The organism is Streptomyces sp. NBC_01190 (genome assembly GCF_045039895.1).
Lineage (GTDB): Bacteria > Actinomycetota > Actinomycetes > Streptomycetales > Streptomycetaceae > Actinacidiphila.
In genome coordinates this window covers 7,363,715-7,377,515 of record NZ_CP108580.1, presented here as the reverse complement: position 1 = coordinate 7,377,515, position 13,801 = coordinate 7,363,715, and the positions used below count along the sequence as shown (strand labels likewise).

The window sequence follows — 13,801 nt, the reverse complement described above, 5'->3', positions numbered from 1 at the left end:
GTCGTCCGCCGCCGCACGCGGATTCCGGAGGTCACGGGGATCACGGGGGACCTCGTCGCCGCCGTCGGCACAGCGCGGGCGGCCGCGGTCTCGTGCGGAACAGGCGTCAATTGACGGGGCGGGCGAAGAGGCGGGCGAAGGAGCAGACGTCGAGCACCCGCGCCACGCCCGGCGGCAGCCCGGGCGCCGCGGGCTCGGCCGGTTCTCCTAGGGTCTGGGGTGCGGCACCTCATCCCCGTCCCACGCCACAGGAGACCACGGAATGGCTGATCCAGACATCGAACGGGACGGCCGGGCCCGGGTGTTCGGCAACGTCGCGGCGGAGTACGCGCGACTGCGCCCGGCGCCGTGCGAGGCGGCGGTGGACTGGCTGGTGCCGGACGGCTGCCGCCGGGTGCTCGACCTGGCGGCCGGCGCGGGCACCCTCACCGCGCTGCTCACCGAACGGGTGCCCGAGGTGACCGCGGTGGAACCCGACGACCGGATGCGGGCCACCCTCCTCGCCCGCTCCCCCGGCGCCACCGTGCTGAATGGCACCGCGGAGGCCCTGCCGCTGCCGGACGGCCACTTCGACGCGGTGGTCGTCGCCTCCGCCTGGCACTGGTTCGACCCGGCGCGGGCCGTCCCCGAGATCGCCCGGGTACTGCGCCCCGGCGGCCGGCTCAGCGTGGTCTGGAACAGCCTGGACACCACGGTGCCGTGGGTGGCGCGGTGGTTCTCCCAGCTCCGGCCCGACCGCGCCGCCGCGAGGGAGGACCCCGCCCGGCGCCATACCTCGCGGGGCGCGCGGCTGCGGGAGGACCTGCGCGTTCCCGGTGCGCCCTTCGGCGAGCCCGAGGAACACGCGGTGGCCTGCACCCGCCGCAGCACCCCGGCCGACGCCGCCGCGCTGCTCGGCACCTACAGCCACGTCATCATGCTGCCCGCCGAGGAACGCCGGCAGCTCCTGGCCGGCGCCGAGCAGACGCTCCGCGAGCAGCACGGACTCGCTCCCGACGAGGAGTTCGACCTCCCCTTCCGCTCCCTGTGCTGGCGCGCCACCCGATCCGCCACCCCGCCCGCCCCGCCACTACCGAGCGACTGAGGCGGGGCTCGGTTCGATCGAATCCACCACCCCACCCCGAAGATCCCCGCGCCCACCCCGGGCACCCACTCGGCACCCAGCTTGTAGCCGCCCCGTCGGACGGGATCCGCGAAGGCCCTGTCAGCTCCTACGCCGACGCACGCGACGCCGCCACGCGAGCGCCCACGCACCGGTGGCGAGCAGCAGTACGAGCGCCGCGGCGCCGCCGAGAGCGAGGGAGACCCGGTGGCGCCAGGTGCCCGGGAGCCGCGCCGGGTCGGGGGAGGCGTACCCGTCGACCTTGAAGCCCCAGGCGGCGGTCTGCCGCTCCCGGCAGGGAAAGGGGCCCTTGCCTGGCCCCGTGGGCACGGCGTAGTCCGCGTAGACGGCGAGGACGCCGTTGTAGACGTCCTCGTCGGGGGTGTGCGCCAGCACCCGGTAGCGGAAACGTAGGTGCTGCGCCCCGCCTGGCGGCAGCTCGGCGATCGTGGTGACGGCCCCCGGGAAGACCCCCGCCCGCGGAGTTCCCTGCACGCTGTTCGGCAACGTCCGCCAACCGCCCCGGGTCCGCGCCTGGTAGGACAGGTGCGCGGGGTTGTTCACCGGATCCATGGGGTCGTGCAGTTCCTGCCAGGAGCCGCCGCTCAGCTCGATGTTCCGCAGCGGGTGGGAGCCGTTGTTCGCCACGGTGACCGTGTAGGTGTGCCAGCCGTCCCCTGCGGCCACGTGCTGGTAGTAGGCGCCGTCCTCGTCGGGCTCGTACGCGAACGCCGCGGTGGTGATCGCGAGCGGAGCGGGCGCGGCCGGATCGCAGTCCGCCGGCGCCCCCGCCTGCCGCACGGCGCCCCACGCGGGCACCATCCCAGCGCCGAGCACCACGGCCAGCGCGACACCGACAACGCCACCGGCCCTGACACCACCACCGCGATGACCATCCATACCGGCTACGACCTGCGGCGCCATCCGATGGTTGCCCCAGCCCCCGGAAAGCAGCCGCTGCCTCCATCAGGGCGGCGCGGCTCCGCCGACCACCCCCCGACCGCGGCGCGATCGCGATGACCGGCGTGGACGAGGTCATCGGGCGGTCAGCTCGCGGGGCGCCGGGTTCCGCTCCCTGAGCAGCTCCAGAAATGCCTCGGTCGTCGCGCCGGGCAGCCGGTTCGCGACGGGATCGCGACGGGATCGCGACCGGAAGGGTGAAGAAGTCCGCGAGCCGTAATCGAATAGCCCATAATAATATATCCATATTTACCGCTGGTGACTACTTTTCAGCTAGCGGGTGATGGTACGTCACATATCCGCCGAAGGATCTCCCAGGCCCCCGACCGATCTCCCGCTGGACGAGCGAGCCCGACGACGAAAGAGGTCCCGTTCCTATGGCATCGAAAGCCACCCGATCCGCCCCCGGCGGGGGATGCGGCTGCCGACTCAGATCGGCCGCTCTCCTGCTGCCGGGACTGGCGGTGCTGGCAACCCTCACCACCTTCTCGAGTCCCGCGGAAGCGGCGGAAGCGCCGGTGCCGCTGGGGACCGCGATCAGTTACGCGATCCTCGCCGGTTCGTCGGTCACCAACACCGGCCCCTCGGTCATCAACGGCGACCTGGGGGTCAGTCCTGGCGCGACGGTGACCGGCTTCCCCCCGGGGATCGTCAACGGGGTGCAGCACCTGGCGGACCTGCCCGCGGCCCAGGCGAAGTCGGACCTCACCACCGCCTACAACGACGCGGCCGGCCGGCCCCCCACAGCGAGCCTCACCTCTCCGGGAGACATCGGCGGGCAGACCCTGGGCCCCGGCGTCTACAACGCGTCCTCGTCGCTGAGCATCACGGGCACCGTCACGCTTGACGGCCAGGGGGATCCCAACGCCGTCTTCATCTTCCAGATCGGCTCGACCCTGTCGGCGGGTACGGCCAGCAACGTCAACCTCATCAACGGAGCGCAGGCCTGCAACGTCTTCTGGCAGGTCGGCAGCTCCGCGACAATCGACACCAACTCGTTCTTCAAGGGCAACATCCTGGCGCTGACGACCGTCACGGTGAACACCAACAGCGCGATCGAGGGCCGCGCACTGGCCAACACCGGGGCGGTCAACCTGGACGACAACGTGATCACCAGGGCGGTCTGCCTGACCGGCCCGGCGGGCCCGACGGGGGCGACGGGGGCGACGGGGCCGGCCGGCGCGACCGGGGCAACGGGGGCGACCGGTGCGGTCGGCGCGACCGGGCCCACGGGAGCGACGGGCACCACAGGAGCCACGGGCCCGGCGGGAGCGGCAGGCACGCCGGGCGCGACGGGTGACACGGGTCCCGCGGGGCCCACAGGTCCGGCCGGCACACCAGGCACCACGGGCGCGACCGGTCCAACGGGCGCGGCAGGCGCGGCAGGTACGCCGGGGGTCACAGGGCCCGCCGGCACACCAGGCGCCACAGGCGCCACCGGTCCGACGGGAGCGGCCGGTACACCGGGCGCGGCAGGTGCGGCGGGTACGCCCGGCGACACAGGTCCCGCAGGGCCAACGGGTCCCGCCGGTACACCGGGCGCGACCGGTCCGGCGGGGGCGAGCGGTACGCCAGGCACGACCGGCGCCACCGGGGCCACGGGACCCGCGGGGCCAACCGGCGCGACGGGTCCGACCGGCGCTCCCGGGACGCCCGGCACCACAGGTCCCGCGGGGCCGACAGGGCCCGCCGGTACGCCCGGCACCACAGGAGCCACGGGTCCGGCGGGAGCAGCAGGCACGCCGGGCGCGACTGGTTCCACCGGCCCAACCGGGGCTGATGGCACACCTGGTGTGCCCGGCGCCCCCGGGGCCACGGGTCCCGCAGGACCGACGGGCGCCGCCGGGACACCCGGCGCAACCGGCGCTCCAGGTACGCCCGGGACCACAGGTCCCGCAGGACCATCAGGGCCCGCCGGCGCACCCGGCACCACAGGCGCGACCGGTCCAACGGGGCCGAGCGGTACGCCAGGCACGACCGGCGCCACCGGTCCGGCGGGCGCGGCTGGGACGCCGGGGGAAACCGGGCCTGCGGGTCCCGCCGGGCCGACCGGCGCTACGGGTGCACCCGGTACGCCCGGCGCCGCGGGTCCGACGGGTGCGACCGGTGCGACAGGTCCCGCCGGTCCGACGGGGCCGACCGGACCCGCGGGCGCCAAGGGCGGGCACGGCGGCCACAAGCCGAAGCCCAAGCCCGGTCACGGCGAGCACCGGAAACCCAAGCCCAGGCCGCACCCGAAGCCGGCGTACGGTCAGCAGGAGAAGCCCGAGCCGAAGCCGGGTTACGGGGGCGAGCAGACCGGACACCAGCCGGCCTATGGCGACCAGCCACCCGAGTACCGGAACCTCCAGGCCCGGTGAGCACCTGATCTCACCGGCCAGTCGACGGGCAAGCTGAGTCCGCCCCGCGCGGGCGGCATGCCCTGCGCCACCGCCACGGTCTGGGCCCCGGGACATCTTCCCGGGGCTCAGTCGTCGACGGACGGCGCACCACCGGTGTTCCGCACCCATCCCCGCCGGCGCCCCGGCGCGCCGGGAACGGCCCCAAGGCCGCCGGGCGTACGACGCCGCCCGGATACCGCCGGAAAACCGACGTGTCCCGCTCGGCGGCGCCGGCCGCCCGCGCGGTCCCGCACTTCGGGGCCGGCCGCCACGCCACGACGGTGGCCGACCTGACCCGGGCTCTCGCGGTGGAGCACGACCCCGAGGACTGAGCCACTGCCATCGCGGCCTGGGGCGTGTTTTCGAAGTAGCCTCGTCCGCCCGCAGGACGGGGCTCACGGCGTCTGGTGCTCTCCCCCAGACTCCGTCCGGGGGCACCCCCGGCGGTAGCCGGGGGAGGTCATCCTCGTAGCGGGCCTACTGTCACGACCAAGCCGACCCCGACAACGCAGCTGGGGGACTTCTCAAACTCGCCCTACCGGCGGGCCGCCGACCTCCCCGACGCGGGCCGGGAGGCGATCGCCTCCCAACAGGCCGGGTGCGTGGCGGCTTCGGGCGCCGCCACACCGCTCTGGCCAGGTGCCACCAGCGCGCGCGGGCAGCGGCGGCGAGCGCCCCGCCCCCCGCGGGCGCGGCCAACCGACAGGTGCTCAGCTCTTACGGAATGCCACGGGGTAGCCGTAATTATTGGTGAGCGGAACGGTGACGATCAAACCGTTCGGCCCCCGGATGACGAACTCACGGTGGTCTCCGAGCTCGGCGGCCGGAACGGCGAAATGCCCGATGTCCTCGCCGGTGTCCGGGTCCTGCGCGACGACCTCGACCAACCGCTGGTGGTCGGCGGTGAAGCCCTTGCGCCGGCGGGGTGTCTGCGGCCGCGGAACGTTCGGGTCCCGCACAGCGCGTACGCCGCCACCAGGGCCGGGCGGAGCGTCCCTGCCGTGCAGCGCGTCAAAACCGGTGTTGCCGTCGGGGCCGGTCTCCTCCACATGGACGGTGCCGATGCCCGCGGCGGAGATCTTCCCCGAGGCGGCGTCGAAATATTGCTCGGGAACGCTCCACGCCGTCCTGCCGTCCGACCAGTTGTAGGCGAAGAACCCCATGTCGGTCACCCTCACCAGCCATTGGGGAGTGGACCAGACCGCGAGCACACGGTCGTACTCACCGTGGAGATCCTGCGGGACGGCCCACACCTGGGTCAGCCGGACCGGCCGCTCGCCGGCACTCCGTACCCGCCACCAGGCGACACCCCCGGCCGCCGCCGCGAACAGCACCACCGCCAGAGCGGTCACGCCCCACCGCGGTCTCCCCCACCGAGACACGATCCCAACACCCCCGCGCGAGCCCAGATCCACGGAACCCTAACGTGCCGCTCGACCCGGACCCGAATCCGGCCGGCCGGCGGTGGCCGGTCATGGACGGGGCGGGAGCGGGCATGCGCTGGCTGACAGGTTCGGGATGAAGGGGCGGGCGATGGACTTCGACGATCAGGCGGGCCTCGACACGTCGCAGGTGGACGACCGGCGGGGCGTCAGCGGCGGGGGCCTGGCCGTCGGCGGCGGCGCGCTGGGCGTGGTCGGGCTGCTGGTGGCGCTCTTCTTCGGCTTCAGCCCCGGCGGCGGCACCAGCGGAGGTGGGGCGCCCGCGGCGACCGGCAGCGTGCGACAGGACTGCCGGTCGGGCGCCGACGCGGACGCGCGTACCGACTGCCGGGTTGTCGGGGTCGTCAACAGCGTCCAGGACTTCTGGAGTTCGGAGTTCGCCGGGCAGGGCCGGGACTACTCCCCGGCCAGGACCGCGCTGTTCACGGGGCAGACGCAGAGCGCGTGCGGGCCGGCGACCACCGACGTGGGGCCCTTCTACTGCCCCGGCGACAAGGAGGTCTACCTCGACCTCGGCTTCTTCGACGAACTCACCTCCCGTTTCGGCGCCAAGGGCGGCCCGTTCGCCGAGGCGTACGTCGTCGCCCACGAGTACGGCCATCACGTCCAGGATCTCCTCGGCACCATGGACAAGGTCGGCGGTGACCAGCAGGGCGCCGACAGCGCCTCGGTCAAACTCGAACTCCAGGCGGACTGTTACGCCGGGGTGTGGGCGAACCACGCCGCGTCGACCCCCGACCGCAGCACCGGCCGCCCCCTGATCGACAAGCTCACCCCGGCCGACATCTCCGACGCCCTGAACGCGGCGGCCGCCGTCGGCGACGACCGCATCCAGCAGCGGGCCCAGGGCCGCGTCGACCCCGACTCCTGGACCCACGGCTCCGCCGCCCAACGCGACCAGTGGTTCACCACGGGCTACCGCAGCGGCCGGCCCGCCGCCTGCGACACCTTCGGCTGAGGCACGCGGGCGCGCGGGCGCGGGCCCGCCGGCGTACCCCGAAGCGGACGACCGCCCCGAGGCCGGGCGGCGAGACGGCCCGGCGGCCGGCAGCAGGCGGCACCCTCGATCAAGCCCGCAGAATCCGGCGCTCCGTCCGGACGCCGGCGGTGTTGTGCTGGTCGACCCAGCTCTGAAGGGCCTGCGCGCAGGCGTGGTCCAGGTGCCGGATGCCGGACAGGTCCAGGTGGACGCTGCGGCCGGGCGGCAGCCGGTCGAGGGCGTCCAGGATCGACGGCAGCCGGAGGAAGGTGGCGTTGCCCCGTATCCGGACCATGAGCGGCGCGAGCGGGCCGGGGTCGGTGGTCTCGATGTGGACGTGCGAGGTGTCCCAGGCGGTCTTCACCACCGACAGCAGCAGGCCGAGCAGAACCCCCTCGAACATGTTGGTGACGAGGATGGCCACCGCGGTGACGGTCAGCACGACGCTCTCGCCGCGCCGCTCCCGCCACAGCGTGCGTACCTCGCGCAGCGGCAGCAGCTTCCAGCCCGCGTGGACGAGCACACCGGCGAGCGCGGCGGTCGGGATCACGCCGAGGGCCGCCGGGATCATTGCGGCGAAGAGCAGCAGCCACACCCCGTGCAGTACCCGGGACGCCTTGGTCCGCGCCCCGGCCTGCACATTGGCGGCGCTGCGGACGATCACCGCCGTCATCGGCAGGGCGCCGAGCAGGCCGCACACCGTGTTGCCCGCGCCCTGGGCCATCAGCTCCTTGTCGTAGTCGGTACGGGGGCCGCTGTGCAGCCGGTCCACGGCCGCGGCGCTGAACAGGGACTCGGCCGAGGCGATCAGGGTGAAGGCGACGACGGCGACCAGCAGGGCGGGTTCCGCCAGCCGGGAGAAGTCGGTCACATGCGGGGCCGAGACGGCCGTGAGCAGTCCGCCGATCTCGACCCGGTTGATGGGCAGCGCGAACACCGCGGTCGCCGCGGCGCTCGCGCCGACCGCGGCCAGCGGGCCCGGCACGACGGTCCGGACGCGGGCCGGCAGATACCGCCACAGCGCCAGGATCAGCACGGTCGACACACCGATCGCCATGGCGGTCAGGCCGGTTGACGAGGTTGCGGTGTCGGCGGCCAGATCGCCCAGACCGGCGACCTTCTCGGTGCCGGAGCGGGGCGCACCGGCGTCGGCGAGCGCGTAGAGCTGGCCCGCGATCAGCACCAGGCCGATGCCGGCCAGCATGCCCTGCACGACGGAGAGCGAGATCGCGCGGAACCACCGGCCGAGCCGGGCGGCGCCGAGGGCGAGTTGGAGCAACCCGGTGACCAGGACGATGACGCCCAGGGCGGGGAGTCCGAACTCGTGGACGGCGTCGTAGACCAGCACGGTCAGTCCGGCCGCCGGTCCTGACACCTGGAGGCTGCTGCCCGGCAGCAGTCCGGTGACCAGGCCGCCGACGATTCCGGTGACCAGGCCGAGTTCGGCGGGCACCCCGGAGGCGACCGCGACGCCCACGCACAGCGGAAGGGCGACGAGGAAGACGACGAGCGAGGCGGTCAGGTCGGTGCTCAGGGGTGCGAGTAAGCGCTTGAGGTGCGGATTCATGGTGGTCCTCGGGTGGAGGGAAGGCCGGGGGCTCGCGCCGGTGTCGGCCGGCGGCGCGCTGCCATGACGGCACGACGGGCACGGCGGCACGACGTCATGGCCTCGCGGCCCGGCGGCGGGACGGCGCGGAGGGGGCGGAGAGGGCAGAGGGGGACGGAAGGGTGAAGGGGCGGAGGGTGCTGAGAGCGGCAAAGATGCCGAGGCTGCTGAGGCATCCGGCCACGCGGCGGCGCCGGGCTGCCGTACGGACCGGCCGGCGGGTTCAACCGGGTTCAGACCGGCCCCGGTTCACTTCCGCCGGTGGCACGGACGGTGACCGACGGGGTCCGCCGGCGCATCCGGTCCGCGACCGCTCAGCAGCGAAGCGGTCCCGGCTGGCCGGGGTCCGGTCTCAGGGTGGTGGTCGCGGCGCCGTGCGGGGGCCGCGGCAGGCCGGCCGCGCTCGCGGCGGTGTCCGAGGAACGGGCCGGCTCGGGTGCGGGTGCGCCGGCGGACTGCGGCAGGACGGGCCGCCGCGCCTGCGGCAGCCGACCGGCCACCAGTGCGGTGGCGTCGCGGGATTCGAGCCGGCCGGACGGTCCGGACCTCACCGCTTCGGTCCCGTACCGGATCTCCTGCTGGACCAGCGCCGGAAGGTCTTCGAGGGTCGCCGCCATCCCGTTGCGGACGTGGTGATGGCCAAACTGCACCAGGACGGCCACCACAAAGGAAAGCATGAGTGCTGCGATGCGACGTACCACCGGAGGAACTCCTGACTCGGCGCGGACGAACCGCACACGGGAAGAGTGCTCTGCGGATCAGGTTAAAGCATAGGTAAAGCGGTGGTCTATACCCGGTTTTCAGCCACCGGCTTCCCCGTCACGGCCGACGCGCCGCTCGCGTTCGACGTTCCCCTGGAAAAAGGTTCACCGTCGAACAATGCACCCCTAACGGCGTTTTCCTCGAACACCTCCGCGGATTGCGCCGAAATACCGCGGCATAAGGCCCCGCTAGCCGGGCACCGCGCCCCCCGAATGCGGAAAACGCGCCGGTATCCGCTCCAGCACGCCGCCGGCGAACACGTCGTAGAGCGGCAGCGATTCCAGGTGGACGTAGCCGATATGGCAGTCGCACACCGCGAGCGGGCAGGGTCGAGGGGCCGGGTCCCGCCGGTAGGAGCCGTCGTAGAGGTTGCCCAACTCGGTGCGGACGAAGTGACAGCGCCGTACGGTGCCGTCGCCGTCGACGGAGAGCACGGACTCGCCGGTGCGGCAGGGCAGGCCGGCCGACGGGTGGGGGTTGCGGCTGTAGGGGAAGAGCGGATCGAGGGCGGTCCAGGTGGCCGCCTCGGGGTCGGTGTAAGTACGGCCCTCGGCGGCATTCACCCACAGGTATACGTGTGGGGGGAGGTCGGCCCGCAGTCGGCGGGCGTGGTCCAGGTGTTCGGGCAGGCCGACCACCCCGACGCTGAAGCGGACGCCGAGGTCGGTGAGTTCCCGGGTCCTGGTCAGGAAACGGTCGTACCGGGTCTGGCCCGGGTGGTACGTACACCACAGCGCGACGCATTCCCGGTCGGCCGCGGCGAGCCAGTCGGTGCGACCGCTGAGGTTGGTCTGGATGGCGACCCGGCGGATGTGCGGCTGGTGGGAGAGCTCCACCAGCGCGCGGCGGTACCAGGAGCGGACCAGTCCCTCCCCCCAGGGGGTGAAGAGTACGGACAGCCGGTCCGCCCGCTGCCCCACGGCCCACCGGGTGAAGCGGTCGAGGGCGGCCCGGTCCGCGCTGAGCTGCCCGGGCGTGTCACGTCGCTTGGCGAACGGGCAGTAGCCGCAGTCGTAGTCGCAGGACGCCAGCGGACCGCGGTAGAGGAGCGTCAGATCCACCGGCCGGATCACCTGGTCTCGTACGCGGCCATGGCGGCGCGGACGCCCGGCGAGAACAGCGCCGGGCCGATGGCGTCGGAGTGGGCGAGTCCCTCGGGCGACAGGCGCAGGATGCCGGTGGTGTGCTCGTCGAGCCAGCCGCGGGCGGTGAACTCGGCGAGTTCGGCCGGGAAGTCGTCGTGCGGGTCGGTGCCGAAGCGGCCGCGGTAGTCGGCCACCGGGAGCCCGGCGGCTTGGAGGAGCGATTGGAGCAGGTGCCTGCGGCGGGCCTCGCCGGTGTCGACACGGCGGCCGTGCCGGGCGACGGTGAAGTCCTCCGTCATGGTGTAGTCGTCGATGATCGTACGGATGCGGTGCATGTCCACGGCGTAGTCGAAGGAGTAGTGCAGCGTGGAGGTGTACGAGCGGGCTCCGCAGCCGAGGCCGATCATGCCGTCGGTCTGGCAGGCGTGGTCGTCCGGTCCCTGCGCGGGCGCGCCGGCCCGGCGGAACATCCGCATCGACACCTGCTCGTACCCGTGGGCCGACAGGTGGTCGCGGCCCTGCCGGTAGAGGTCGAGTCGCTGCCGGTCCCAGGCTGGCTCGGTATCGGCGGTGCGGCCGGCCAGCCCGGTGAGCGGGCGGACGTACAGCGGGTAGAGGTAGAGCTCCTCCGGCCGCCATTCGAGAGCGGCGTCCAGCGAGGTGCGCCAAGTGGCCGGGGTCTGGCCGGCGATGCCGTAGATCAGGTCGATGTTGAGGACCGGTATGGAGGTGTCGCGGATCCTGGCGAGCGCCGCCTCCACATCGGCGCGGCGCTGCGGGCGCACCGCCGCTCGGGCCTCCTCGGCCACGAAGCTCTGCACACCGAGGCTGAGCCGGGTGGCACCGCGGTCGGCGAGGACCGCCAGCCGGTCGGCGGTCGCGGTGGCGGGCGACGCTTCGACGGAGAGGGCGATCGTCCGCAGATCGGCGCCCATGCGCCGCTCGGCGATGTCGCAGAGCCGGTCGAGTTCGGCGGGGTCGAGAAAGGTGGGGGTGCCACCGCCGAAGGCGGCGGTGGTGAAGCGGACCGGGTGCGTGTCGCCGAGCGCGTCACGCACGGCGGTGGCCTGCCGGTCGAGGGCGTCGAGGTAACGGGTGGTCAACTCGCCGGGTGCGCCGATCCGGGTGAAGAGGTTGCAGAAGCCGCAGCGGACTTCGCAGAACGGGATGTGCAGGTAGAGGGCGAGGGCGTCCTTGGGTTCATCGCGCCACACCTCGCGCAGGGCCGGGCGCGCGGTCAGCGGCCGGTAGGCGGTTTTGTGCGGGTAGGCGTAGACGTAGGACTGATACGGCCGTACGAGAGGGGTGGCGGGAGCGCCGGGCGCGGCTGGGGCGGCTGGGGCGGCTGGGGCGGCTGGGGCGGTCATACGGACGGCTCCGATGGCTCGGCTGGGTCCAGGAAGAAGTGGGCGTACGGCACGGTCCAGACCGATGGGTGGCCGAGGCGGTGGCCGGTGTAGCCGTCCTCCCCGTAGGCGGTGCCGTGGTCGGAGCAGACGATCGCGAAGCAGCGGCGGCGGGAGCGCATCGCCTCGAAGAGCCGGCCGATGTGCCGGTCCACGTACGCGAGGGCGGCACGGTGGGTGGCGCGGGTGTCCCCCGCCTCCCGCGTGGCGCCGGGCAGATGGAACCAGTTGGGCTGGTGCAGCGCGGAGACGTTGACAAAGAGGAACAGCCGGCGGTCCCGCGGCAGTGCGGCCACTATCTGCTCGGCCCGGGCCACTTGGGCCTCGAACGACGTAGCGGAGGTGACGCCGAACTCCGGCTCCCAGTGACTCTCCTGGAAGAGGCCGGGGAGCACACCGCCGAGGGCGCCCTGTTTGTTGAAGAAGCCGACGCCGCCGATGCAGACGGTGTGGTAGCCGGCCGCGGCCAGCCCGGACGGCAGGTCGGGTGTGTCGAAGACGTAGGTGCGGTGTTCGGTGGTCTCGCTGCCGGCGAACCGGGCGGCGAAGAGCCGGGCGTGCGGTCCGGGGCGGGCCGGTGTGGGCAGAAACCCGGCGAAGATGGCCTGGTGGGCGGCGTAAGTGAAGTTGCCGGGCGCGTGCCGCCGCTCCCAGGCACCGCCGGGCAGATGGCGGGCGAGATGGGGCAGGCCCCCCTCGGCGACGAGTTCGGCGGCGACGTCGTGGCGCAGGGTGTCGAGGGTGAGCAGCAGCAGGTCGTCACGCCCGATCACCTCGTTCATGTCGGGCAGGTCCGGATGCGCCCCGGGGTCCGGGTCCTGACACATGTCAATTGTCGCCGGGGCGCCGGGCAATGACTCCCGTACGGCCTCGGGCGGATCAGCGGGGTGCATGGCGGGTCCTCATGGGTGTGGCCGGGACGGCTGGCAGGGCCGGCTGGGTAGGTGCGACGCGGGCCGACGCAGCGCGGTGAGCTGGGCCCGATAGGTGTCCAGGTCCTCGGCGCCGCTGCCGGGCAGGCCGGTGAGGCGGGGCAGCAGATCGCCGAAGGCGTTCACCTCGCCGACCGCGAAGCGCTGCCAGCCGATCGCGGGCAGCAGGTCGACGCCGACACAGAGGGTGCCGGGGAAGGCGGCCGCCGCGGCTTCGGAGATCCGCAGCGCCTCGGTCCACCGGGGTCCGGCGGCCCGGGCGGCGTCGGCGAGGTCGCCACGGGCCCCGCCCAGGTGAAGGTTGGTCAGTGGTGAACGGCTGGTGCGGACCACCGCGTGGGTGGCCCGGCCGGCGATGACGACGATCCGCAGGTCGGCGGTCCGTCCGTCGAGTGACGCCTTGGGCAGCCAGCGCTCGATGTGCAGGCCGTCCGGCGCCAAGGCGTCGATCAGGGCGGCGATCTCGGTCTCCCGGGTGTAGCGCCGGACCCGCAGCGAATTGTGCAGGCGGCCGTCGGCGCACTCCACGGAGGTGGTGGCCACCACCCGGCCCCCTCCGCCGGTCGCGACGGCGAACACCCCCGAGCCGGAGGAGCCGTGGGCGAGCTTGACGAAGGCACGGGGCATGCGGTGGCCGCGCATCAGGGCCCGTACGTCCGCCCAGCCGCGCACGGGGACGGTGTCGCCGGAGGTCGGCGACTCCGGTACCGGCACGCCGGCCGCGGCCAGGGTGCGGTGGCAGTGGCGCTTGTCGAAGAGCAGGGCGAGTTCGCCGGGGTCATCGAGGCGTACGCCGCCGCGCAGGGTGCGCACGGCCGCGGTGAACCGCGCGTACCAGACAGCGCTGCCCTCGACCCGTGTCGGGTCGTCGGTGTCCCGCAGGAGACGGTCGACCTCGCCGTTCTCACCAGGTGAGTCGAGCCGCACGGTCTCGTCGTCGGCGAAGGCGGCGCCGCCGTCCCGCAGGACGGCCAGCCAGGGGACGATCCTGGGCGCGGGCAGGCCGGCCTCAGCCGCGGCGGCGGTGAGCAGCGCCACCCGCCGATTCTCCGGATTGCCGACGACGGCCAGCCGCGGATCGTGGCGGTCGTCGGTGCGCGCGGTCCACCGCGTCATGTGCCTCCCCCTCCCCCGGGTCTCCCCGAT

Annotated in this window: 11 protein-coding genes; 3 read left to right on the top strand and 8 right to left on the bottom strand. The window is 73.6% G+C overall.

Annotation, left to right across the window (positions count from 1 at the left end):
* Positions 1-262 precede the first annotated feature (262 nt).
* Positions 263-1,084 carry a class I SAM-dependent methyltransferase gene (locus OG519_RS31035; RefSeq protein ID WP_405590923.1) on the top strand — a complete coding sequence of 274 codons (822 nt, stop codon included), beginning with the start codon at positions 263-265 and terminating at the stop codon, positions 1,082-1,084.
* Positions 1,085-1,204: 120 nt separating this feature from the next.
* Here the strand turns inward: OG519_RS31035 and OG519_RS31030 are convergent, their stop codons facing one another.
* The gene (locus tag OG519_RS31030; RefSeq protein WP_405590921.1) at positions 1,205-2,002 is read right to left on the bottom strand and encodes a hypothetical protein; all 798 of its coding nucleotides are present in this window, start codon (positions 2,000-2,002) and stop codon (positions 1,205-1,207) included.
* A gap of 437 nt (positions 2,003-2,439) precedes the next feature.
* Between OG519_RS31030 and OG519_RS31025 the strand changes: the two genes are divergently transcribed.
* On the top strand, positions 2,440-4,422 hold the full coding sequence (locus OG519_RS31025; RefSeq protein ID WP_405590919.1) for an ice-binding family protein: 1,983 nt from the start codon (positions 2,440-2,442) through the stop codon (positions 4,420-4,422).
* 731 nt (positions 4,423-5,153) lie between these two features.
* Here the strand turns inward: OG519_RS31025 and OG519_RS31020 are convergent.
* Positions 5,154-5,795: a hypothetical protein gene (locus tag OG519_RS31020; protein ID WP_405590916.1), complete on the bottom strand. Its 642-nt coding sequence runs from the start codon at positions 5,793-5,795 to the stop codon at positions 5,154-5,156.
* A gap of 181 nt (positions 5,796-5,976) precedes the next feature.
* On the opposite strand from OG519_RS31020, the gene OG519_RS31015 reads away from it, so the two are divergent.
* Entirely contained in the window at positions 5,977-6,843 is an 867-nt protein-coding gene (locus tag OG519_RS31015) for a neutral zinc metallopeptidase (RefSeq protein ID WP_405590913.1), read from the top strand.
* A 109-nt stretch (positions 6,844-6,952) separates the two neighbouring features.
* Here the strand turns inward: OG519_RS31015 and OG519_RS31010 are convergent, their stop codons facing one another.
* From OG519_RS31010 to OG519_RS30985, 6 genes are all read right to left on the bottom strand, one after another.
* Positions 6,953-8,431 carry a SulP family inorganic anion transporter gene (locus OG519_RS31010; RefSeq protein ID WP_405590911.1) on the bottom strand — a complete coding sequence of 493 codons (1,479 nt, stop codon included), beginning with the start codon at positions 8,429-8,431 and terminating at the stop codon, positions 6,953-6,955.
* 353 nt (positions 8,432-8,784) lie between these two features.
* Positions 8,785-9,147: a hypothetical protein gene (locus OG519_RS31005; protein WP_405590908.1), complete on the bottom strand. Its 363-nt coding sequence runs from the start codon at positions 9,145-9,147 to the stop codon at positions 8,785-8,787.
* Between the two features lie 273 nt (positions 9,148-9,420).
* Positions 9,421-10,293 (bottom strand): STM4011 family radical SAM protein, encoded by an 873-nt coding sequence (locus tag OG519_RS31000; protein ID WP_405590906.1) that lies wholly within the window; start codon positions 10,291-10,293, stop codon positions 9,421-9,423.
* 8 nt (positions 10,294-10,301) lie between these two features.
* On the bottom strand, positions 10,302-11,684 hold the full coding sequence (locus tag OG519_RS30995; protein ID WP_405590904.1) for an STM4012 family radical SAM protein: 1,383 nt from the start codon (positions 11,682-11,684) through the stop codon (positions 10,302-10,304).
* A complete protein-coding gene (locus OG519_RS30990; RefSeq protein WP_405593127.1) occupies positions 11,681-12,505 on the bottom strand; it encodes an STM4013/SEN3800 family hydrolase in 825 nt (274 codons plus the stop codon). Before OG519_RS30990 ends, OG519_RS30995 begins: the two co-directional genes overlap by 4 nt.
* A 120-nt stretch (positions 12,506-12,625) precedes the next feature.
* Positions 12,626-13,771, bottom strand: a complete 1,146-nt coding sequence (locus OG519_RS30985) for an STM4014 family protein (RefSeq protein WP_405590901.1) — start codon at positions 13,769-13,771, stop codon at positions 12,626-12,628.
* Positions 13,772-13,801: the final 30 nt, after the last annotated feature.

Coding starts and splice junctions, on each gene's coding strand:
- OG519_RS31035 (WP_405590923.1), top strand. CDS start 263: ATGGCTGATCCAGACATCGAACGGGACGGCCGGGCCCGGGTGTTCGGC.
- OG519_RS31030 (WP_405590921.1), bottom strand. CDS start 2,002: ATGGATGGTCATCGCGGTGGTGGTGTCAGGGCCGGTGGCGTTGTCGGT.
- OG519_RS31025 (WP_405590919.1), top strand. CDS start 2,440: ATGGCATCGAAAGCCACCCGATCCGCCCCCGGCGGGGGATGCGGCTGC.
- OG519_RS31015 (WP_405590913.1), top strand. CDS start 5,977: ATGGACTTCGACGATCAGGCGGGCCTCGACACGTCGCAGGTGGACGAC.
- OG519_RS31010 (WP_405590911.1), bottom strand. CDS start 8,431: ATGAATCCGCACCTCAAGCGCTTACTCGCACCCCTGAGCACCGACCTG.
- OG519_RS31005 (WP_405590908.1), bottom strand. CDS start 9,147: ATGCTTTCCTTTGTGGTGGCCGTCCTGGTGCAGTTTGGCCATCACCAC.
- OG519_RS30995 (WP_405590904.1), bottom strand. CDS start 11,684: ATGACCGCCCCAGCCGCCCCAGCCGCCCCAGCCGCCCCAGCCGCGCCC.
- OG519_RS30990 (WP_405593127.1), bottom strand. CDS start 12,505: ATGAACGAGGTGATCGGGCGTGACGACCTGCTGCTGCTCACCCTCGAC.
- OG519_RS30985 (WP_405590901.1), bottom strand. CDS start 13,771: ATGACGCGGTGGACCGCGCGCACCGACGACCGCCACGATCCGCGGCTG.